Here is a 19,161-nt window from a genome sequence, read left to right on the forward strand (position 1 = left end):
ACGTGGGTACCCTACAGCCACAACGGAAATTGCAGAGTCACTCGCGGAAGAACTTGCCGACCAGTGGCTTCAGGTTTTGCCCCACGAGTGTGACCTTCCCGTAGCTTCGGATACGACGATGCAGGCAAGCCCGACATAGATTACCGAGGCAAGGACGAAGGTTGCTCCGGCAGCCACCAGGATGCGGAGCGCATCGTGGAGGCCCTCGGAGGCCTCAAGCGAAGAGAGTACCGCCAGAAGCGGGAACATCGAGAGCGCTATCGAGAAAACGACACGGACCACCGGCGCATCCGCGAATGCGCGGGACGCGATCCCAGCGATCGAAGCGACGACGCAATATCCGAAGAACGCGGGGAGCAGAATCCAAGGAACTCCGAAGCTCATGAATTGGAGCCCCGACCACAGCATGACCGCAGGCGCGATGGTCAAGCAATCCGCAACTGCGTTCAGGAATATGGCCACTGCTCCGATTGCTCGAACTGGAGCCCCAGAGAGTCTCAAATGTTGATGGTCAAGGTCCGTAGTCAGTGCTTGAGCGGGAGCAGCGACTGCGACAAGCAAGAGCACTGCGATCAGGCCAACGTACATCGGAATGAGGTCTCGGGCGACAAAGGACGCGAGGACAATTGCAAGAGAACCGATAAGGAGCCCCAAAAGGGGAAACACTCGACGTCGTGTCTGAGCGAAGTGCCCAACGGCCACCGCGAGCGATCTCGCCTCGGGCCACCGTTCCCAGGAACGAAGTCCAGTCTTGAACCCCCGCGCTTGAATCGTGTGTGTGTCTCCTGTGCCAGAAAAAGCGAGCGCGAGTTTGTGCGCAAGGATGCTCTCTTCCACCGCAGGTTCCATGATCCTCTGTGCACCATTGAGAACGACGCCGAGGAGTCCGAGCGAAGCAAGAATCAGCACGAGACTCATCGCAGGTATTCCTAGTTCCGGATACACGACCCCAGAGAGGACAGATCGAATTGGTGCGAGGAGATCTACTGGTCGGGCACTGCCGTGAGCCGGTGTGAGCGTTTGCCAGGCACAGATGGCTGTCCACGCGGCGATGAGCACTGGGCAGGCGTACGCGAGGGCCTTTCGCGCCAGTAGGAACCTACTCTGAGCTATGAGATGTGCGAGCAACGAGACAGCTCTCACGAACAATACGAGCGAGACAACTGATGTTGCAGCAGTCAAGGAGTGGATAGCTGGTGCACCGCGAAAGATAAGCGCCACTGTTGATGCCCCGAGCGTTCCGAAGAACGCCAGGACAGCGCTGAGCATTCCGTGAAAAACGAGGGCAATTTGGGGTCCGCGCGGGCTCTGGAGCAACCAAGACGCGTCAGCAAGAGAGATTCGCAGAGGTGATCCTCGTTGTGCACTCCATGCGATGAGGCACAGCACCACGCCATACCCATACGCAACACCCTTGCTCCAATTGGGAGAGTCCGGAGCTCTCGCAATTTCAGAACCGTGGAGCACCAGAACGACGACATACGTCGCGATCAGAGCAGCACCCAGCATGAACAGGAGTGGGTTGTGGAGCAGCACGACTGAGGCGCGAAGCTTTGACCGGATCATCATTGTTGCCAGAGCAGTGAGGCCAACACTCACTTCAATGAAAACGGAACTAGCGGCCCGGGTGCTCACTTCGTACCCCGATAACTCTCAGATAGAGATCCTCCAGTGAGCCCCTCGGCTCTGCAGTTTGGCCTCGAATATCGGCAGAATGCACGAGCTTCCCCGCGTCCAAGAAGAGAACTCGGTCCGCAATTTCCTCAAGTTCACGAAGCCCATGCATCGATATCAGAATCGTGGCTCCTTGACTTCCCAGTCCTCGAATCTCGCGCCGGAGCTCTCTTGACGCAAGAGGGTCAAGTCCGTTGAATGGTTCGTCGAACAGGAAGAGATTTGCGCCCTTCCTGAGCGCGAGGACAAGCGCAAGCTTTCGTTTCATGCCCTGTGAGAGCTCGTGAGGGAGTGCGTCACGTTTATCGAGCAGGTCGTAGCGTTCGAGGTCCAGTTGTGGCGATCTTCGTTCCGCGCGAGGGACGAGATTGATCCGGTCCATCAGGCTGATATGTTCCAGAACGCTGAGCCCGGGATAGAGATCTGGTTCTTCTGGCATGAGACTCATTGCCCGCCGCGCTGGCGGAGTACCTACCGCATACTCATCAATCGCAGCCTCCCCTGAGGTCGGCGTGAATACCCCCGCAAGAACTCTCATCAAGGTGCTCTTGCCTGCACCGTTGGGGCCGACGAGCCCCACGACTTCTCCGGGAAACAAGCTGAACGAAACTTCATCAAGAATGCTGAACGCTCCGAAGCTCTTGGACAAGCTGCGAACCTGGAGCTTCGCGCGTATTCGCTCTCCCTTATACATGCTGTTCCAGCCAACGCCGCAGGTCGCCGCCTTCGAGAGCCACGGATCGTTCGAGTTCGATGAGTTCTCCGAGTTGCTGCAGCCGGAGCAATGCTCGCGGAATCGAGAGTGTTCCTACCGATGCCTCCTGCTTCACAACCAAGCGGAGAGCCCGAGAGTGTTTTGGTCTCATCCTGCCCCAGGGGACACTCGGGCCAGACTCCTTTCGGCCTTTCGTCCTGCCGATTCTTCGAATCAAAACTGCCTCCAGATCCATACAATTTGCGCTCGTTGCATATGCGACCGCTATGTGGAAGGCACTGAGTTCTTCCTTTCGCTCACGAGCAAGTACTCCCGCCTCATGCATCGTTGCCCTGAAATTCCTGAATGCAGACACGTGATTACTTCCCTTCGCCCGTTTGAAGCTTCGCGCATAAATTGACGGTGATTCTACGAACCATCCACTCTGCTGGACCCTGAATACTGGCCTTCGCGAGGCAATTGGCAACCGCAACCGTTGCCACAAAAATCCCCATTGCGACGACCTGAACGACGCCGAAAGGGACGCGTCCGAAAAGTTGGACCCCGTATGCAAGTGAGGCGCAGAACAAGCTGGTGAATAGGTAGATCGATAGCGAGTAGCGCCCCGAAACCGCTACCCAGCGAGCCAGACGATTGCTCTCAAGCGCAGACTCCCTCTCAAGTAGCAGGAGAAAGAGCCCCACTGCCAAAATTGGTGGGACAGCCACCTGTAAGTTTGAAGTGAACGAGGAGACAAGGCCCGAATTTGCTGGGTCAAAGATCTGGACGGCAAGCTGACAAAAGTAGCCAACCGCCGCGATACTCAACACCCACTTGAACCCGACGGTGCGCGAGAGGCGTCTTCCGGTTTCTGAGCTCAAACGCACACGCAGCCGAGCGATTCCCATTCCGATGAGCAGGACTCCGGTCAACTGTGGGACGCCCACGACCGCGAAGTCCTGCAAATACGAAAGCCAGTCGACAAGTCGCTGAGCTGCGATCTCGAACGGTGCTCCAGAAGTGTAGGCCTCTTGAGCAGCCGACTGAGTACTCTGCAAACCGCTACTGAGTTGCGCGAGAGCCGCCCTTGTCTCTGCTTTCACACCCCACAATTGAGCGGAGAAGTCTGAGGCCGTCAGTATCAAGGGGAGAAATACAAAAGCGATTCCTAGAAGCGCTTGCGCGCGTGGACCAAAACCACGAAATTGCAGTGCGATGAAACCAGCAATCATGTAGTACATGAGAATGTCTCCCCACCAGATAAGCAGTCCATGAACGAGTCCAACAGTTCCCAGAACCCCAAACCGGACAAGTGCTGCTCGGTAGGCTGACTGGCCCCTCGAAGCGGAAACCAAGCTTTGCCCCATTGCGAGAACAAACAATCCCATTCCCGTCATCGGCGGCACAGCTACGAAGACTATGGCCGCAAGATCGTCCCAGAGGGATCCGTGAAAGGGGTTGAAGCCCGTTGCTTGCTGATATCTCACCGTCGAGAGGATCAGCGGCGTGTTGGTGAGTACAAGCAGCAGCATCGCGACGCCCCGAACCAAATCTGGAGTGAGGTATCGCCTCTGCAGATCCGCGCTGTCAAGGTCCCCCTGTGCTGTGCTCAACCTGTTCCCTCCTCACTTGCGCAGAGAGGACAACAATCAAGCGGCGAAGCCCAAATTTGCTGACCCCCGCAAGAGCGGCTCCTTGGAGGTCGGATGCAGCTCCGGCTTCTTCCGCAGGGAGGATGAAACCGTCGGATCGAAGAATCTCGATTGCTCGCTGAAACGCAGGTTTTGCGCTGGCACCTTCGTTCACCGCGGGAAGCAGCCCAACCGGTCCATCAAATGCGCTGACGCAAGACGTCAGGAGATTGTTTGCCAGGCCCAGCGAGAGACCGATGAGGGTGTTTGCCGTGGCGGGAGCAACCAGCAGAGCGTCGGCTGTGGCGGTGAGAGAGGTAAAGGATCTCCCGTCCTTTGCGAGCTCCGCGAAGCTCGAATATGCAGGCGTGCTGAGAACCGAACCGACCAGGAGCGGTGAGAGAAGGCCTGCCGCATTGGGAGTCATGATGCAATCGATATCCCCGATTACGTTTCCTTTCAGTCTTGCCAGTTCGGGTAGGATCGAGAGCGCCGATGAGGAAGCGGAGATGCCGAGTAGCAGCCGTGGGATGTGAACCTTCATCGGCCTATCCGGCTCCTGTAGAGGTGTATTGCGCCAGGATCGATCCCTGCGTCCACAAGCTCATCTCGAATGAGTCCTTCAAGTTCGAGTTCCTCTTCGTCCGTGGAGTAAAGGTGGTAAGCCCGCGCGATGCAATTGGCTCGTTCAAAGCCGCTGCTCCGAGATGAAGTACCTTCCAGCCATGCGACCCCACTCGTCTCCGCGCGAGCGAACATTGAATATCGTGGAGCAAAGCAGAATCGCTCAGCGAAGTTCTCAAGCGCCAAGAATTTGAGAACGACTTCCAGGTCAACTGGAGAGATGAAAAGCGTGAAGGCATCTGACCTCGGATATTCCGAAGGCTGGGTCAGCGCTTTCAGCACAAAACGCTCAATCAAATCTGGAAGTTTTTGTGCCAGTAGCCGCCCTACTTGACGCGCCGCCGAGTAGGGAACTGGGATGTAGACGCGCACCCCCTCTACAGGAACAGGTCGACTAGAGAGGAGGGCCGCGAAACCCGGAGTGAATCGATCGCGGATTGCTGGCAGCCGCAATGCGCCGCTGGCTTGGATGAGGTGGGATGGCACCTCTAGGTGGAGACCATCCTTCACGAAAACTCCGTGGCCGGAACTTCTGCCACGGGCTAGTGTCCACCCAAGCTCAGTACGATCAATCTTCCCGAACACCTCCTCCGCACGCAGGTGCTCTCCCGGGTCGGCATGAGAGGCTGACGAGTACCCCGTCCGAAGGTGAGCTCGGCGATAGATTTCTCTCGCAGTCTCATCCACAGTGCCGTGTACGAGCAGTGGATGAAGGCAGGAGATGAGGGCCGCGATCGTGTTTTCCGTCAACGAAGACCTCGCCCCTCCTGCACCCAGGCATGAGAGGCGTCAAGACTCAGCGGGCGCAGGAAATATGAAGGGTTTTTGAGAAATGAACAGCCCATAATTGCGAGTACTCGCCCCAGACGTGTCTCCGCACAGTATTCTTCCGCCAATGCCCCAGATCGATGCAAAAGGTGGACCCCAACAAAGGCGGCCACTCGTGAAAGGTAAGCTTCGTCTCCCACAGTTCTGTCTTGAGCACCCCGTGCTTCTGCACGGTACCCGGCAATCACTGATCGAAGCTCCATAGCTGTCCTTTCGAGCAGGACGCGGGCATACTCGGAAGCCCTCGTGTCTTCGCCCAACGGGAACTGGCGGGTTGCATGCTCAACGATCGATCCCAACAGCGTGCCCAAATCAAAATAGGGATCTCCTACGCGAGCGAGTTCCAGGTCAATGAACTTAGGGTGTTCTTGACCTGAGACGATGATGTTGTCAAGCCTGACGTCACCGTGAATAAGGCATACAGCAGTGGGGGTCCGTAGTCGCTTGAGATTCTGGATCACAGCTGAATCAGCCTGGATTATTGCAATGAGCTGGAGATGTGCACTCGGGTAGTCAACGAGGTCATCTGGAACGACCGGATCTGCTGATGGGATCAGTTCAGTGAAGTCGCCCAGGAGCCTCGCGGCCCATTCAGGTGTGGCGTCGGTCGCGCCGTGGAGCCGCGCCAATGCGACGCCCAGCGATGCCCACTTGATCGAGTCCTGTTCCTGCCCTGCCCATTTTTCTCGTGCGCTCGTATCGCCAACCCATTCGAGGACCAGCAGGTTCCGTTTTCGATCGTGAAGAATGCACCGGGGCAGCAGGGCCGACAGCCCGAGCTGACTGAATGCGCGATACGCGAGCCCTTCGGATAGCAAACTCCCATCCCGGTTCGCGAGACGCTGTCTCCCGTGCTTAAAAAGCAATTCACGCCCGTTTGCCAGTCGGGCGCGAACTACTTCGTTTCGTCCGTTCTGCACGCGGGTCAGGTCTTGAAGGTCCTCGATTCCAAGACGGTTACAGTACGCCTGCCAATCCACTCGTTCTTCGAGATTCACTCCTTGCTCCTTTGCTTCGTTCTATCTGGATAGTGAACTCAGCGGGGATTTCCTCCGAGAACGGATCAGCACTTCAAGAGCCAAGTTGCGCAACGAAGCACAACCGTCGTGCGGATGATGATTCCGCCCATCTCAGGGACGAGGTACTCGTCTCCAAGAAGCACGCTGATGCGGTCCTCGAATGAATCAATGTCATTGAGCAGCGCAGTACCGTGTTCAGCGACAGCAACGTCAGCCGCTCGGCGAATGAAGTCCAGATAGTCCTGTTCTTCGGGGCTGAGAGAGCGGCGGAACTCATGGAATTTGCTGGTGAATTCAGCAAGTCGGCTACTTTCTGGGTCACAGAGAACTTGGAGCTCTGCGTCGAGATCAATGGTTTCAAGCGTTGGGGACATGATTTCTCCTCACGTTTCGTTCACGACGTGTGCCGCGTTCGAGTATCGTAAGACGATCGTCTTATGTTTGCAATACTCAAGTTGAGACTGATTCCACCTACTCTGGAACGGAAGTGGTGTGCCGCGACACCGGTCATTCACTCGCGCAGGGCGTTGGACCCCGGCGGGGTGGCAAGGTACCCCACCCGCTCGCAATAGCGGCAGTCTGCGCGCAGCATTGGCGGCGAGAATACATATCCAGAGGCACACGTCGGCCACGCCCCTGAGGTGCGCGCGAAGCGCCTCAGCACGGAAAACGAACGAATCAAGTTCCTTCAGGAATGGCGCTCACACGGAGCTGCATCCCGGCAGGGGCGGACGGGATTGAACTTCCAGTGCCCGCACGAGGAGATCTTGAGGATGGCACGCGCAGGCGGACCCTACCGCTCATCTCGCCAGAGTCCCAGAATCAACGCTTGCTTGCTTCCGCATGCGCCAAATCTGCAGTTGAGGATCCAGTCCCTCCGCTCGAAGCGTCACGACTCCCCGCTCGAAGCGTCACGACTCCTCACTCCGGGGGCAGACGAGCGTGGGACGGGTCTAGAAGTTCATCGGTAGCGGCGGGACGCTCAAGCAGTGGAAGCGAACCGGTGTGTACCCGTGAATAGCCACTCCGAGTCCGAGTGTGATATCTGTAAGAAATATCTTTCTACCTCCTGTAGATATGCGGATATCGTGAAGTGACGCGTACGGGAGCGCTTCGCCGAGGTGCTCCGAGCGCCGGAGATCCGGATCCGGGTTTCTGCACAACGGACAAAGATCGAGGCCCGCCTTGCCCGTACCACCCACGACGCATGTCCTGCGAGCTGCGTCACCCAAAGACCACGCAGAGAGTCCGACTGCCCCGGTGGCAATCGTCACCGGGGCAACCGGAGGCATCGGCCAGGCCATCGTGCGCCAGCTCGACGCGCGCGGCTACCGGATCCTCGCGCACGGTGCCGGCACGGTTGAAGCCGGCACCGCACTCGCAGCGGAGCTCCGTGACGCACGCTATGTCGACGCCGATCTCTCCGACCCCGCGCAGGCCGGTGCTGTTGCCGAGGCGGCGCGGGGTGCCTTCGGTCGCATCGACGTGGTCATCAACAATGCCGGGATCGGGATTCCGGTGCCGCACGGCGACCTCGACGCGGTGAGCCCCGAGTTCTTCCAGCGCATGCTCGGCGTCAACCTCGCGGGCCCCTGGTACCTGATCCAGGCGTGCGCCGCGGACCTCGCCCGAAGCGGGGCGGGCAACGTGATCAACATGACCTCGATGGCGGCGACCACGGTGAGTGGCAGTTCGATCCCCTACGCGGTCAGCAAGGCTGGGCTCGAGCACCTCACCCGGCTGCTCGCGGTCGCGCTCGGCCCGGAGGTGCGCGTCAACGCGATCGCGCCCGGACTCGTCGACACCGAGCGCACCCTTGGCTGGGACGCGATCCGCACGCAGGTCATCGAGAGCGCCCCGCTCGGGCGATCCGGCACCCCGAACGATATCGCGCGCGCCTGCCTTGCACTGCTCGACACCAACTACGTCACCGGAGCGGTGCTCCCGGTCGACGGCGGGCAACGACTTGTCTGAGGAGGATCTCACCATGACGCATCGCTCCGCGCTCCCCCGGGTCGGCTACCTGGGCCTCGGCGCAATGGGGGCCCCGATGGCGCACCGCATCCGTGACGCGGGCTTCCCGCTGCGCGTGTGGAACCGCACCGTCGCGCGCACCGAACCGTTCGCAGCTCGCGGTGTCGGCGTCGCGGGGAGTGTCGCCGAGCTGGCCAAATCGAGCGATATCGTGCTCAGCTGCCTGCTCAGCACCGAGGTCACCCGCGAGGTGTACCTCGGCGCGGGCGGGCTCCTCTCGGGGGCGCGGCCCGGGCTCGTCATCGTGGAGCACGGCACCTTCGACCCGGCCCTCGCCGCGGAGATCGCGGCGGCAGCGGCGGATCGCGGCGCGTATTTCGTGGACGCCCCCGTGAGCGGCGGTGCGGTCGCGGCCGCCGCCGGATCCCTCGCGGTCATGGCGGGGGCCCGCCCGAGGCTGAGCCGCTGTTCCGACGCGTAGTGGGCGCCTACGCCGGGGTCGTCGAGTGGCTCGGGCCCGTGGGAAGCGGACTCGCGCTGAAGCTCGTGAACCAAATGCTGGTGAGCACACACGTCGCCGTCGCAACGGAAGCGGCGAACGTGGTGCGCAGCCTCGGCATCGACCCGGAGGCCGCCACCCGCGTCCTGTCGGGCGGTTGGGCACAGAGCGCGATGCTTGAACGCGCACTGCCGCTTGTGTTCGCCGGCGACTTTGCCGCGCCTTCGGACGCAACGATCGGCGGGCTCGCGGAGGCGCAACGCCTCCTCACCGACGTTGCCACGACGGCGGGCGTCGAGGTGCCCGTGTTCGCGCGCGCCGCCGATCGCTTTGCCGAGGCGCGGGATCGCGGCTGGTCCGACCGCGATCTGACCGCGCTCGCCGCACTGGGCGAGGCCCCGGCGGCCTGAGCGGCACCGCGGGTCTCGCCCGAATCGGCGGCTAGTATCCGGCCGCCGATTCCACGATCCCGTCGAGCTCCTCGCCCGCGCCAAAGCGCGCCACGTTCGTCGCGACCCGCGCTGCGTACAGCGGGCGGATCATCTCGATCGTGTCGGCGGCGTGCGGGGTGATGAGCGCGCGCGGCTCGGTCCAGAGCGGATGCCCATCGGGCAACGGCTCCGGATCCGTGACGTCGAGGGCGGCGCCGGCGATCCGACCCGCGGAGAGCGCCGCGACCAGCGCGTCGGTGTCGACGAGCGAGCCGCGGGCGATGTTTACGAGGATCGCGTGGCTCGGCAGCACGGCAAGCGCGGCGGCGTCGATGAGCCCGCGCGTATCCGGGGTCGCCGCGGCGGCCAGCACCAGCACGTCGGCAGTCGGCAGCGCCGAGAGCAACTCGGCGTCGGTGATCGTCTCGTCGGCGCCCGAAGCGGGGAGCGCGCGGCGGCGCACCACCGTCACGTCGGTGCGGAAGCACTTCATCAACCGCACGATCTCCTGGGCGACGCCTCCTGCCCCAACGACGACAACGCGCAGCCCGTGGAGCGAGGTGCCCGTTGCCGGCGCCCACGAGGTGGCGCGCACGCGCTCGGGCAGTTCGCGCAGCAGGGCGAGGGTGAGGGCGAGGGCGTGTTCGGCCACGGGCAGGGCGTAGGCCCCCTTCGCGCTGGTCCACAGCTTGTCAGGGTGGGCCGCGAGCGCGGCGGAGAACATTTCGATGCCGGCGCTGGGCAGCTGCACCCAGCCGATGCCCGCGTGCGCGTCGAGAGTCTCGAGGAGCTGCTGCGGCTGGCCGCCGTAACTGAAGACCACCCCGTCGGCCACGGCGGGGTCAGCGACGATCGACGCGCCGGTCTCCGCGAGCTCGGCGAGGAGTTCGGGGTAGGCGTCGCCGATGAGGTGCACGCGCACCGGTGTGCTGTTCATGCTGGGTCCTTTTCGCTCAGTCACTGGTGAAGACATCTCACGGGCCGCGATCGGCGGCCCGCCCCCAGAGTAGGGACCCAACTGATATATCTCGAATATATCTCTAATGTGTTTTAAGAGATTTTTTTGTTGGTACATTCTTATATGTCCGACAGAGCAGTCGGTCCGGCGCGGCGGTCCAGAGCACACCGCGTTCGGGAGCCAAAGGGAGTTTCATGTCGCAACGTGGCATCACTGGGACGGGCGGAGCGCTCTTCAGCGACGACGGCCAGGACGGCCTCATGCACCGCGCGTTTCTGCGCGGTGGCGGCGCCAGCGCGGAGGATGTCCGCCGCACCCCGGTGATCGGGATCGCCAACAGTGCCTCCGACCTCAACCCGTGCAACAAGGGACTCGCCCACCTCGTGAAAGAGGTCAAGCGCGGGGTGCGCGACGCGGGCGGCCTCCCCCTCGAGTTCCCCACAATCTCGATCTCCGAGCCGTTCACGCGACCCACGAGCCTCTACCTCCGCAATCTGATGTCGATCGACGTCGAGGAGGTCATCTCGGTCTCTCCCATCGACGGCGTGGTACTCATGGGCGGCTGCGACAAGACCGTGCCAGCGCAGCTGATGGGCGCCATCAGCGCGAATAAGCCCGCGACAATGGTGGTCGCCGGCCCGCGCCCCGTCTCCTGCCACCGCGACAACACGTCGGTCACCGTAGACGACGCCTGGCCCATGTGCGACCGCCGCAGGGTGGGTGAGGTCGACGATGCCGAGTGGCTGGAGTTCGAGGGCAACCTCAACACCGATGTCGGCACCTGCAACGTGATGGGCACCGCGAGCACCATGGCAGCGATCGCGGAACTGCTCGGCTTCGCGCTCCCCGGCAGCGCCTTCGCTGAGTCGACGAGCGCCACGCGCCGCGAGATCGCGTACCAGACGGGCGTCGCGGCGGTCGCGGCGGTCAAGCGCGGCACCGCGCCCCGGGATCTCGTCACGCCAGGCTCACTCGAGAACGCCTTCCGCACGGTCACCGCGCTCGGCGGCTCAACAAACGCGGTGATCCACCTCGAAGCGATCGCCGGGCGAGTAGGCCAGATGATCGGACTCGACAATTTCCAGGAGTGGTCGCGTTCCACGCCGTACCTCGCGAACCTCCGACCGGGCGGCTCAGAGACGCTGCCCGCGATCGCGGCAGCCGGCGGCGTGCCCAGCGTACTCACGCGCATCCAGGATCTGCTGCACCTTGATGAGCGCACGGCACTCGGGACATCCTGGGCCGAGACACTCGCCGCGGCGAGCGACGCCCCGACCCCCGCGATCGCGGAGCGCGCGACCCCGCGCGCCGAACGCGGCGCCCTCGTCGTGCTGCGGGGCAATCTCGCCCCGGGCGGCGCGATCCTCAAGACCGCGGGCGCGAGCGACGTCGCCCTCACGGCACACCGTGGCCGGGTCATCGTGTTCGACGGACTCGACGACCTCAACGCCCGGATCGACGATCCCAATCTCGACGTGCACGCCGACAGCATCCTCGTACTCCGCGGGCTCGGCGCGGTGGGGGCCCCGGGATGCCCGAAGTGGGACATATCCCGATTCCCGCGAAGCTCCACCGGCAGGGCGTCACCGACATGGTGCGCATCTCTGACGCCAGAATGAGCGGCACATCAACAGGCACGGTCGCGCTGCACGTCTCTCCCGAGGCTGCCGTGGGCGGCCCCCTCGCGTACCTGCGCGACGGCGACGAGGTCATCCTCGACGCTGAGGCCGGCGTGCTCGCGCACTGCGTCGATCCCGAGGAGTTTGCGGCACGACAGCCCTACCGCGCGGCGCCCGGACCGACTCGCGGCTTCGCGAGTCTCCATATCCGCCACGTACTGCAGCCCGAATACGGCTGCGACTTCGATTTCCTCCGCGATCCCGGCGCCCCCGGGGCAGCGCCTCTGCCCGCTCGACAGTAAGGAAGCGTCCTCCCCATGACGAACCCCAGCACAGATCTCGCGCTATCCGCGCACAACATTCGCAAGAGCTATGGCGACAAGGAGATCCTGCGCGGCATCAGTGTCGATGTGCGCAAGGGTGAGCACATCGCCATCATCGGGCCGAGCGGATCAGGCAAAAGCACATTCATCCGCTGCCTCAATGCGCTCGAAGCGCCCGATGCCGGCACCATTGATCTGCAGGGCGAGCGCGTGTTCGATGCGGATCGCCGCACCCCGGTCGCTTCCGTCCGCGAACTGCGCAGGCGGGTGGGCATGGTGTTCCAGTCCTTCAATCTGTTCGCGACGCACACGGCACTCGAGAACGTCAGCCTGGCCCAGCGCCGCGTGCTCGGCCGTGACAAGGCGCAGGCGGCGGCGCGCTCCGAGGAGCTGCTGGATCGTGTGGGCCTGAGGGAGCACATGCTCAAACTCCCGAGACAGCTCTCGGGCGGGCAGCAGCAGCGGGTCGCGATCGCACGCTCGCTCGCGCTCGATCCTGAAGTCATCCTGTTCGACGAACCCACAAGCGCGATCGACCCCGAAATGCGAGTGGAAGTACTCAAGGTGATGAAAGAACTCGCCGAGGGCGGCATGACCATGCTGATGGTGACGCACGAAATCCAGTTCGCCCGCGAGGCAGCGGACCGCGTGATGTTCATCGCAGACGGGGAGGTCGTGGGCCTCGGCACCCCCGAAGCGCTGCTCGAGGATCCCGAGCACGAGCGGATCCGCCGCTTCGTCAACGCGCTGAACGGGGTCGTGTGATGCTTGACCCTCGCTATGTGCTTGAGGGGCTCCTGATCACCCTCCAAATCTGGGGTGGCGCACTCGCGGTGTCGCTCGTGCTCGCGATTCCCGTGGCGATGCTGCGGCGGTCCGGCAACCCCGTGGCACAGGCAATCGGAGCATTCTGGGCCTGGATTGCGCGCGGGATCCCACCGATTGCCTGGCTCATCATTATCTATTTTGGACTCTCCCTCGGCATCATCTCCGAGGTGCCGGTGCTCGCTGCCATCGTTGGGCTCGGCATCATCAACTCGGCCTACATCGGTGACAGCATCCGCGCGGGCCTCGACTCGGTGCCCCACGGCCAGTGGGAGGGGGCGGCCTCTGTGGGCCTCTCCCGTTGGGACACCCTCATTCGGGTCGTGCTTCCTCAGGCCGTTCCCGTGATGCTCGCGTCGATCGCCGCGTACTCGATCACGCTCCTCAAGAACACGGCAATCGCCTCGATCATCGGCGCCAACGAGCTCGTGTTCTACGCCTATAACGCGGTGCAGGTCGGCGCGGATCCGGTGCTGTCGTTCCTCACCATTGGTGCCGTCTACCTCCTCGTTACCGTCCCCATCGGAATCCTGGCCCGGCACCTCGGGACCCGCAGCACTGTGAAGGTGGCCCACTGATGCAGGAGTTCTTCAGCCTCGTTGTCGCACTGCTCCCTGGCCTCTGGACAAGCATCCTCATGGCCGCGGCAAGCGTCGCGGTGGGGATCCCGCTCGGGTTTTTCGCGGGCCTCGCCCTCAACAATCAGCGTCGGTGGCTCCGGATCATCGTGATCGTGCTCGTCGAAACGTTCCGCGGTTTCCCCGCGCTACTCACGCTGTATCTCGTGTACTTCGGCCTCACGAACTTCGTGACGCTGGATCGTTTCGCATCGATCATGGTCGCGTTCGGCCTCACCACCGCGGCGTACACCGCCGAAATCTTCCGCGCCTCCATCGCGAGCGTGCCGAAGGGACAGATTGAAGCGGCTGAGGCGCTCGCACTCTCCAAGACCGACATCACCCTGCGCATCATCGTGCCGCACGTGCTGAACATCGCGGTCCCACCGCTCATCGGCATCGTCATCATCACATTCCAGGGCACGGCGCTCGCCTATGCCATTGGCGGCAAGGAACTGCTCGGGTCCGCCTATTCGATCGGCATGACCAACCTGCGCGTCCTCGAGCCGCTGCTCGTGGCGGGCCTGCTCTACCTGCTTGTCACCTCGCTGCTCGGGTGGATGGAGGTGCTCGCCGACCGCCGCGCAGAGCGCATCACCGGGAGCACCGCGCATCGAAGGCCGCGCAAGAAGCGAGACGGGTCTCGGCGCCGGCCCGAGGGGGTCGCCCCCAATACACGCGTCGTCAATATCGCAGCCGCCAACCCGTAAGACTCCCTGTTCGTTCACCCAAAGGAGAAACCCATGAAGATCACCCCCGGCACGCGCTCGCGCGCCACCCTCGCCACGGTCGCGGCGGCCGGAGCAGCGTTGCTCCTGCTGACGTCCTGCGCCTCATCCACTGAACCCGCCCCGGAGGCCGGTGGGGCTGTCGCGGAGGACTGCACCCCGCTCCACGAGTTCCCCACGATCCAGGATGGCGTCCTCACGGTCGCCGCGATGAACGCGGCGCCCAAGTTCCACGCGCTTTCAGACAGCGGCCCATTCACCGGCATCGACGCCACGCTCATCCCCGAGTTTGCAGCCGAGAACTGCCTGGAGGTCAAGTTCAAGCCGATGACCGGTGCGGCCGCGCAACTTGACCTGCGCGAGGGCAAATCCGATATGTTCGGCGGCCTGATCTTGAAGACCCCCGAGCGCGCAGAAGTCTTCGCACAGTCCGAGGGCAGCATCCTCTACGAAACACTCGGCTTTACCTCGGCAAAAGACGACGCGTACGACACCATTGATTCCCTCAAGGGCAAGCGGATCGGGACGCTTTCCGGTTCGTACTATGTGGAGCCGTTGAAAGCCGCCTACGGCGCGGACAGCATCGAGGAGTACCAGAGCGACTCGAACGCCTTCGAGGATCTGAAGGCGGGCCGCATCGACGCGGTCGCGTGGCAGAGCATCCAAGGCTTCAACTTCACTGATCGTGACGAGGACTATGTCACCGAAATCCTGGGTGACGAACCCGCGTACCCGGAGCTCACGGTTCTCCTCGAAAACAACTGGCCGCACACAAAGGGCAATACGGCAATGACCGCCGCTATCGACGATTACTACGAGCGCGCAAAGGCGGATGGCACCGTCGCACGCGTGCTCACAGAGAACAAGATTGGAGCGCAGGCCGCTGATCTCTACGTCAACGGCCGATAGCTCGCACCTAGCGCACGACTGCGCACGAACATGACAGGTCCGTGGGGCGATGAGGCACTCGTCGCCATCGCCACACGGACCTGGATCGACACCCGCCTCCCGCGATACTGTCCGGTAGGATCACACAGGATGGACGCAAACATGGGGCACTCACCGAACGAGGCAGACGCGAATGCTGGCGACCTCTCAGTGACTCAGCGAGTGCTCGAAGAGCTCCGCACTGAAATTGTCACGGCGCAGCTCGCACCGGGCAGCGTGATCCGCGAGGCCGATGTTGCAGCTCGCTTCCGCGTCTCCAAAACCCCGGTCCGGGAGGCGCTGCAGCGGCTGCTCGCTGAGGACTTCGTGATGGTGTTCCCGCGCCGTGGGTACATGGTGAAGCCAGTGGGCATTACCGACCTTCAGAATGTGATGGCATTGCGCAGCTACATCGAGCCACCACTCGCCGCGATTGCCGCGAAGCGGCGCTCCTCCGAGGTGCTCGAGCAGCTCGAAGCCTCGTTGGCCTTGCAGCGGGACGGATCAGCCGAGCTCACGGATCGCCTTGCTGCTGCGCCTGAGTTTCACCGCCTCATCGCAGCGGTGGCGCGCAATGAGCGGGCGAACGGCCTGCTACGCACCTACTTTGACGAGACCAGCAGGATGCATTTCCTGTTCCCGGAGGCCGTCGAGCACATCACCTCGGAGACTGAGTTCGCCGCGCACCGAGAGATCCTCGACGCGATCATCGCGGGAGATGCGGAGCGCGCGTCCGCAGCAATGGCTGAACATCTCACTGAGTCAAATGAGGCGCTGCTCCGCTCGTTCTACTAGTCTGCCGCGCGCTCTGATGCCATGCCCCCGTTGGTGCTATTGAGTCGGAGCCACTCCTGCCAGTTCGATGGCTCCCCCGAAACAGGGGTATTTTGGGCGGCCACCGCGCGCAAGCCGTGCAAGACATAGTCAAGCTCGCGTAGGTGGATCTCGATCGCGCGCTCGGGGGCTACGGCGAGCGACGGCCGTAGGTGCGTGATCGTGAGCATCACATCGGCGGGACCATAGTGGCGCGGGATCAGCCCCAGTTCGTGATCCACCGCCACAATGTCGAGCAGCGCGGCGTGGAGTCGCTCCCCAAGCTCATCGATCTGAGGCGTGGTCTCCACATAGCGTCCGAAGGTGACGCCCATCGGCGCTGTGGCCGAAAGAATGTGCCTGCGTAGGAAGAGTGCCACCGCTGAGATCCCCGGGTGCGCGGCCCGAGCTTCAGCCACGCACTCCTCAGCGCGCACGCAGATCTGCTCGAGTGTAAGTTCCCGGATCGCGTTCACCAGCTCCGTTTTGCTGGGATACCTGCGGTAGATGCTCGCGACCCCCGTGTGCGCTCGCGCCGCGACCTCCGCCATGGGCGCGCCCCAGCCGTACTCGCTGAACACATCATGGGCTGCGAGGAGAATCGCTTCATCGTTGCTCTGCGCCTCGCGGGCGCGGCCGCGCAGCGGAGGGACGTCGGTGTCTGGAGAACTCACTCTTCCAAGGTACCGCCGATTCACCTAGACTTCTATCGGAACGAAACATTCCGGTCCGATCAACCGTTGTTGCATCACCCGTCACAGATTTGAGCACACATGAGTCCAGCACCCACGAACACTGCCCCTACCCCCGTCATCGCTCCGCCACAGCGAACCCGCGCTCTCGTCTTCGCCCTCGCAATCGCGGTGCTGGGATTCTCGATGATGCAAACTTTGCTCGTGCCGGCCCTCCCCACCTTTATGCACGAGTTCACCATCGACGCCTCGCTCGCAGGCTGGATTCTCACGAGTTACCTCCTCTGCGGTGCAATCGCAGCGCCAATTCTTGGGTCACTCGGCGATCGGCACGGACACCGCAAAATCCTGATCCTGAGTCTCGCGATCTTTGTGCTCGGGGGGATCATCGCCGCGCTCGCAGCTACGCTGCCGGTGCTGCTCGTGGGGCGTGTCCTGCAGGGGGCAAGCACCGCCGCGTTCCCCCTTGCACTCGCCATCGTGCGCCGCCACACCACTGGCCCCGCACAGGGCGCCGCGATCGGCTGGCTCAGCGGTACGCTCGGCCTCGGCGCAGGCGCAGCCCTCGTGATCGGCGGAATTGTGGTCGAAGCGCTCTCCTGGCACTGGCTGTTTGTGACCGGTGCTGCCATGGGTACGATTTCCATCGTCCTTATCCTCGCGTTCGTCCCGGCCTCCGTCCGCGGCGAAGCGGCACGCACCGATTGGCCAGGAACTCTCCTGCTTTCGACCGGCCTTCTCGCCCTCCTGCTGGCCATTTCGCAGGGCGGGAAGTGGGGCTGGGGCTCCTGGGCAGTGCTTGCGCTACTCGCGCTCGCCGTGGCGGCGCTCTGGGTGCTGGGTGTGGTTGAACGCCGCACGTCGTCCCCGCTCATCGATGTACGCACACTCGCCCGCCCGGCACTCGCCGTCACGAACGGTCTCACCCTGTTCCTCGGCTTCGTGCCGTACCTGTTCTACATCGGGCTTCCCGTGCTATTGCAGGCCACCACGGCGTCCGGATTCGGCCAGGGCTTCACCGTCACTCAAACCGGGATCGCGCTTCTTCCAGGTGCAGTGCTCGTCTTCCTCGGCGGACGTTTCGCCCCCTGGCTCATCCGCCGGGCAGGAGCGAAGCGCACCGCCATACTCGCCCTCGCGGTCATGGGCCTCGGAAGCATCGGAATCGCCGCGGCCCCGGGTAGCCTCACCGTGATCGTCGCGTTCTTCTCACTTGTCGGACTCGGAAACGGGATCGGCTTCGCGGTCGTCGCTGAGTTGGTTACGGGCCTCGTCCCGCGCACCGAAATCGCCGCTGCGCTCGGCGTGAACGGCGTGCTCCGCACAGTCGGATCAGCGCTCGGTGCACCCGTTGCCACTGCGGTGCTCACAGGAGCAGCAGCGTCCGGGGCTGGGGCGTTCACCACACTATTTGCCCTCGCAGCAGTGGTGAGCATCCTCGGTGCGCTCTTTGCCCTGACATTGCGTGTACCGCGCTGAGTTGCGCTCCAGATCCCCGAGACGGAGCCGTATGCGTCGGCAGCCCGCTCCTATCTCCGGGAGCGGGACTGCCTACGCCGTGCGCCTCGGTCACGCCGAAGCGGCGCCCATCGCCAGCACTCAGCCCCGACCGGCGCCCTCATCGGGACCCACGACCGGCTGCCGCAGGATCGTGCGGAGCTTCTCCGGCGCAACTCGACGCGGGTCACTCAGATACACCTCATGGTGGGTGCCCCTCATGCGCAGTCCTTGCGCTGGGATGAACTCGGTGTGCATCCGCTCGAGCACCGCCGCCTCATCGTCATAGGAGCCGATATGCAGCGTCTGCACACAGCGTCCCTCGGCGAGCGACGCGAGCCGCACATCGTCGAGTCGCGCTGGCGCGTCGGCCCCGGCGAGCCCGGCAATCGTTGCGCCAACGAGCGCGTCCTCGATCCACTCGGGTACCAAAATCATCATCGTCCAGTCCCACTGCGATTTGTCGCGCGCCGCGGTAAATGCCTCCATGTCAGCCGCCCACCACAGACCTTCGAGCGGCGGCACCACATAGTCTCGGCCGAGTTGCGTCTTGCTCGCGAACTTCAGCCGGTATGCCACCGGGTAGAGCGCCTCGAGCGCGGCACTGTACTCGGGGGCCGTATTCGGATCCCCGTGTCCGTCGACCATGAGGTAGCGCCGCTCGGGCACATCAATGATCTCGAACGTGCCGCGCGGAGCAACGTAGCTCGCGAGGGCCTTCTTGAAATCGACTTTGGCTGCGGGGGCGGCTGTGCGGGAATCAGACATGGGGATCCTCCAGTGGAGAC

19 protein-coding genes and 1 pseudogene are annotated in these 19,161 nt (G+C 63.1%); 10 read left to right on the forward strand and 10 right to left on the reverse strand.

What is annotated here, in order from left to right; translation table 11 throughout:
- Positions 1-69: 69 nt before the first annotated feature.
- The 7 genes from K1X41_RS05095 to K1X41_RS05125 all read right to left on the reverse strand — a co-directional run bounded on the left by K1X41_RS05095 (position 70) and on the right by K1X41_RS05125 (position 6,844).
- Complete coding sequence (locus K1X41_RS05095) at positions 70-918, reverse strand: hypothetical protein (protein WP_220175462.1); 849 nt, start codon at positions 916-918, stop codon at positions 70-72.
- 697 nt (positions 919-1,615) lie between these two features.
- Positions 1,616-2,254, reverse strand: coding sequence for an ABC transporter ATP-binding protein (locus K1X41_RS05100; protein WP_220175463.1), 639 nt, complete (start codon positions 2,252-2,254; stop codon positions 1,616-1,618).
- 494 nt (positions 2,255-2,748) lie between these two features.
- Positions 2,749-3,900 carry a DUF418 domain-containing protein gene (locus K1X41_RS05105; protein ID WP_220175464.1) on the reverse strand — a complete coding sequence of 384 codons (1,152 nt, stop codon included), beginning with the start codon at positions 3,898-3,900 and terminating at the stop codon, positions 2,749-2,751.
- A gap of 55 nt (positions 3,901-3,955) precedes the next feature.
- The gene (locus K1X41_RS05110) at positions 3,956-4,543 is read right to left on the reverse strand and encodes a flavoprotein (protein ID WP_220175465.1); all 588 of its coding nucleotides are present in this window, start codon (positions 4,541-4,543) and stop codon (positions 3,956-3,958) included.
- The gene (locus K1X41_RS05115; protein WP_220175466.1) at positions 4,540-5,133 is read right to left on the reverse strand and encodes a T3SS effector HopA1 family protein; all 594 of its coding nucleotides are present in this window, start codon (positions 5,131-5,133) and stop codon (positions 4,540-4,542) included. Before K1X41_RS05115 ends, K1X41_RS05110 begins: the two co-directional genes overlap by 4 nt.
- Positions 5,134-5,369: 236 nt before the next feature.
- Entirely contained in the window at positions 5,370-6,449 is a 1,080-nt protein-coding gene (locus K1X41_RS05120) for an aminoglycoside phosphotransferase family protein (protein WP_220175467.1), read from the reverse strand.
- A 65-nt stretch (positions 6,450-6,514) separates the two neighbouring features.
- Complete coding sequence (locus tag K1X41_RS05125) at positions 6,515-6,844, reverse strand: hypothetical protein (RefSeq protein ID WP_220175468.1); 330 nt, start codon at positions 6,842-6,844, stop codon at positions 6,515-6,517.
- 886 nt (positions 6,845-7,730) lie between these two features.
- On the opposite strand from K1X41_RS05125, the gene K1X41_RS05130 reads away from it, so the two are divergent.
- From K1X41_RS05130 to K1X41_RS05140, 3 genes are read left to right on the forward strand one after another with little or no spacing between them, the layout of a single operon-like run.
- The gene (locus K1X41_RS05130; protein ID WP_220175469.1) at positions 7,731-8,444 is read left to right on the forward strand and encodes an SDR family NAD(P)-dependent oxidoreductase; all 714 of its coding nucleotides are present in this window, start codon (positions 7,731-7,733) and stop codon (positions 8,442-8,444) included.
- A gap of 13 nt (positions 8,445-8,457) precedes the next feature.
- Positions 8,458-8,925 carry an NAD(P)-dependent oxidoreductase gene (locus K1X41_RS05135; protein WP_220175470.1) on the forward strand — a complete coding sequence of 156 codons (468 nt, stop codon included), beginning with the start codon at positions 8,458-8,460 and terminating at the stop codon, positions 8,923-8,925.
- Positions 8,925-9,353, forward strand: coding sequence for an NAD-binding protein (locus K1X41_RS05140; protein ID WP_220175471.1), 429 nt, complete (start codon positions 8,925-8,927; stop codon positions 9,351-9,353). The genes K1X41_RS05135 and K1X41_RS05140 overlap by 1 nt, the downstream gene beginning before the upstream one ends.
- 31 nt (positions 9,354-9,384) lie before the next feature.
- Here the strand turns inward: K1X41_RS05140 and K1X41_RS05145 are convergent, their stop codons facing one another.
- Positions 9,385-10,311, reverse strand: coding sequence for an NAD(P)-dependent oxidoreductase (locus K1X41_RS05145; protein ID WP_258566661.1), 927 nt, complete (start codon positions 10,309-10,311; stop codon positions 9,385-9,387).
- A 281-nt stretch (positions 10,312-10,592) separates the two neighbouring features.
- Here K1X41_RS05145 and K1X41_RS05150 point away from each other — a divergent pair.
- The 6 genes and pseudogenes from K1X41_RS05150 to K1X41_RS05175 all read left to right on the forward strand — a co-directional run bounded on the left by K1X41_RS05150 (position 10,593) and on the right by K1X41_RS05175 (position 16,166).
- Positions 10,593-12,253 (forward strand): annotated as a pseudogene (locus K1X41_RS05150) (dihydroxy-acid dehydratase).
- Positions 12,254-12,268: 15 nt separating this feature from the next.
- A complete protein-coding gene (locus K1X41_RS05155; protein WP_220175473.1) occupies positions 12,269-13,039 on the forward strand; it encodes an amino acid ABC transporter ATP-binding protein in 771 nt (256 codons plus the stop codon).
- Positions 13,039-13,677, forward strand: a complete 639-nt coding sequence (locus K1X41_RS05160) for an amino acid ABC transporter permease (protein WP_132204465.1) — start codon at positions 13,039-13,041, stop codon at positions 13,675-13,677. Before K1X41_RS05155 ends, K1X41_RS05160 begins: the two co-directional genes overlap by 1 nt.
- Positions 13,677-14,426 (forward strand): amino acid ABC transporter permease, encoded by a 750-nt coding sequence (locus K1X41_RS05165; protein WP_132204463.1) that lies wholly within the window; start codon positions 13,677-13,679, stop codon positions 14,424-14,426. Before K1X41_RS05160 ends, K1X41_RS05165 begins: the two co-directional genes overlap by 1 nt.
- Positions 14,427-14,459: 33 nt before the next feature.
- Positions 14,460-15,353: a substrate-binding periplasmic protein gene (locus K1X41_RS05170; protein WP_220175474.1), complete on the forward strand. Its 894-nt coding sequence runs from the start codon at positions 14,460-14,462 to the stop codon at positions 15,351-15,353.
- A gap of 129 nt (positions 15,354-15,482) precedes the next feature.
- A complete protein-coding gene (locus tag K1X41_RS05175) occupies positions 15,483-16,166 on the forward strand; it encodes a GntR family transcriptional regulator (protein ID WP_220175475.1) in 684 nt (227 codons plus the stop codon).
- On the opposite strand, the gene K1X41_RS05180 is transcribed toward K1X41_RS05175, so the two are convergent.
- Positions 16,163-16,858, reverse strand: a complete 696-nt coding sequence (locus K1X41_RS05180; RefSeq protein WP_166644246.1) for a TetR/AcrR family transcriptional regulator — start codon at positions 16,856-16,858, stop codon at positions 16,163-16,165. The genes K1X41_RS05175 and K1X41_RS05180 overlap by 4 nt on opposite strands.
- 99 nt (positions 16,859-16,957) lie before the next feature.
- Here K1X41_RS05180 and K1X41_RS05185 point away from each other — a divergent pair, with 99 nt between their 5' ends.
- Positions 16,958-18,355, forward strand: a complete 1,398-nt coding sequence (locus K1X41_RS05185; protein WP_220175476.1) for an MFS transporter — start codon at positions 16,958-16,960, stop codon at positions 18,353-18,355.
- Positions 18,356-18,475: 120 nt separating this feature from the next.
- On the opposite strand, the gene K1X41_RS05190 is transcribed toward K1X41_RS05185, so the two are convergent.
- Entirely contained in the window at positions 18,476-19,141 is a 666-nt protein-coding gene (locus K1X41_RS05190; protein ID WP_220175477.1) for a GyrI-like domain-containing protein, read from the reverse strand.
- Positions 19,142-19,161 lie beyond the last annotated feature (20 nt).

It is taken from the genome of Leucobacter luti (genome assembly GCF_019464495.1).
Classification (GTDB): Bacteria; Actinomycetota; Actinomycetes; order Actinomycetales; family Microbacteriaceae; genus Leucobacter; species Leucobacter luti_A.

What these genes read in the sequence shown, in the direction of transcription:
- K1X41_RS05095 (WP_220175462.1), bottom strand. Translation starts at nt 918, where the DNA reads ATGAGTCTCGTGCTGATTCTTGCTTCGCTCGGACTCCTCGGCGTCGTT.
- K1X41_RS05105 (WP_220175464.1), bottom strand. Translation starts at nt 3,900, where the DNA reads ATGCTGCTGCTTGTACTCACCAACACGCCGCTGATCCTCTCGACGGTG.
- K1X41_RS05110 (WP_220175465.1), bottom strand. Translation starts at nt 4,543, where the DNA reads ATGAAGGTTCACATCCCACGGCTGCTACTCGGCATCTCCGCTTCCTCA.
- K1X41_RS05125 (WP_220175468.1), bottom strand. Translation starts at nt 6,844, where the DNA reads ATGTCCCCAACGCTTGAAACCATTGATCTCGACGCAGAGCTCCAAGTT.
- K1X41_RS05135 (WP_220175470.1), top strand. Translation starts at nt 8,458, where the DNA reads ATGACGCATCGCTCCGCGCTCCCCCGGGTCGGCTACCTGGGCCTCGGC.
- K1X41_RS05145 (WP_258566661.1), bottom strand. Translation starts at nt 10,311, where the DNA reads ATGAACAGCACACCGGTGCGCGTGCACCTCATCGGCGACGCCTACCCC.
- K1X41_RS05155 (WP_220175473.1), top strand. Translation starts at nt 12,269, where the DNA reads ATGACGAACCCCAGCACAGATCTCGCGCTATCCGCGCACAACATTCGC.
- K1X41_RS05160 (WP_132204465.1), top strand. Translation starts at nt 13,039, where the DNA reads ATGCTTGACCCTCGCTATGTGCTTGAGGGGCTCCTGATCACCCTCCAA.
- K1X41_RS05165 (WP_132204463.1), top strand. Translation starts at nt 13,677, where the DNA reads ATGCAGGAGTTCTTCAGCCTCGTTGTCGCACTGCTCCCTGGCCTCTGG.
- K1X41_RS05170 (WP_220175474.1), top strand. Translation starts at nt 14,460, where the DNA reads ATGAAGATCACCCCCGGCACGCGCTCGCGCGCCACCCTCGCCACGGTC.
- K1X41_RS05175 (WP_220175475.1), top strand. Translation starts at nt 15,483, where the DNA reads ATGGACGCAAACATGGGGCACTCACCGAACGAGGCAGACGCGAATGCT.
- K1X41_RS05185 (WP_220175476.1), top strand. Translation starts at nt 16,958, where the DNA reads ATGAGTCCAGCACCCACGAACACTGCCCCTACCCCCGTCATCGCTCCG.
- K1X41_RS05190 (WP_220175477.1), bottom strand. Translation starts at nt 19,141, where the DNA reads ATGTCTGATTCCCGCACAGCCGCCCCCGCAGCCAAAGTCGATTTCAAG.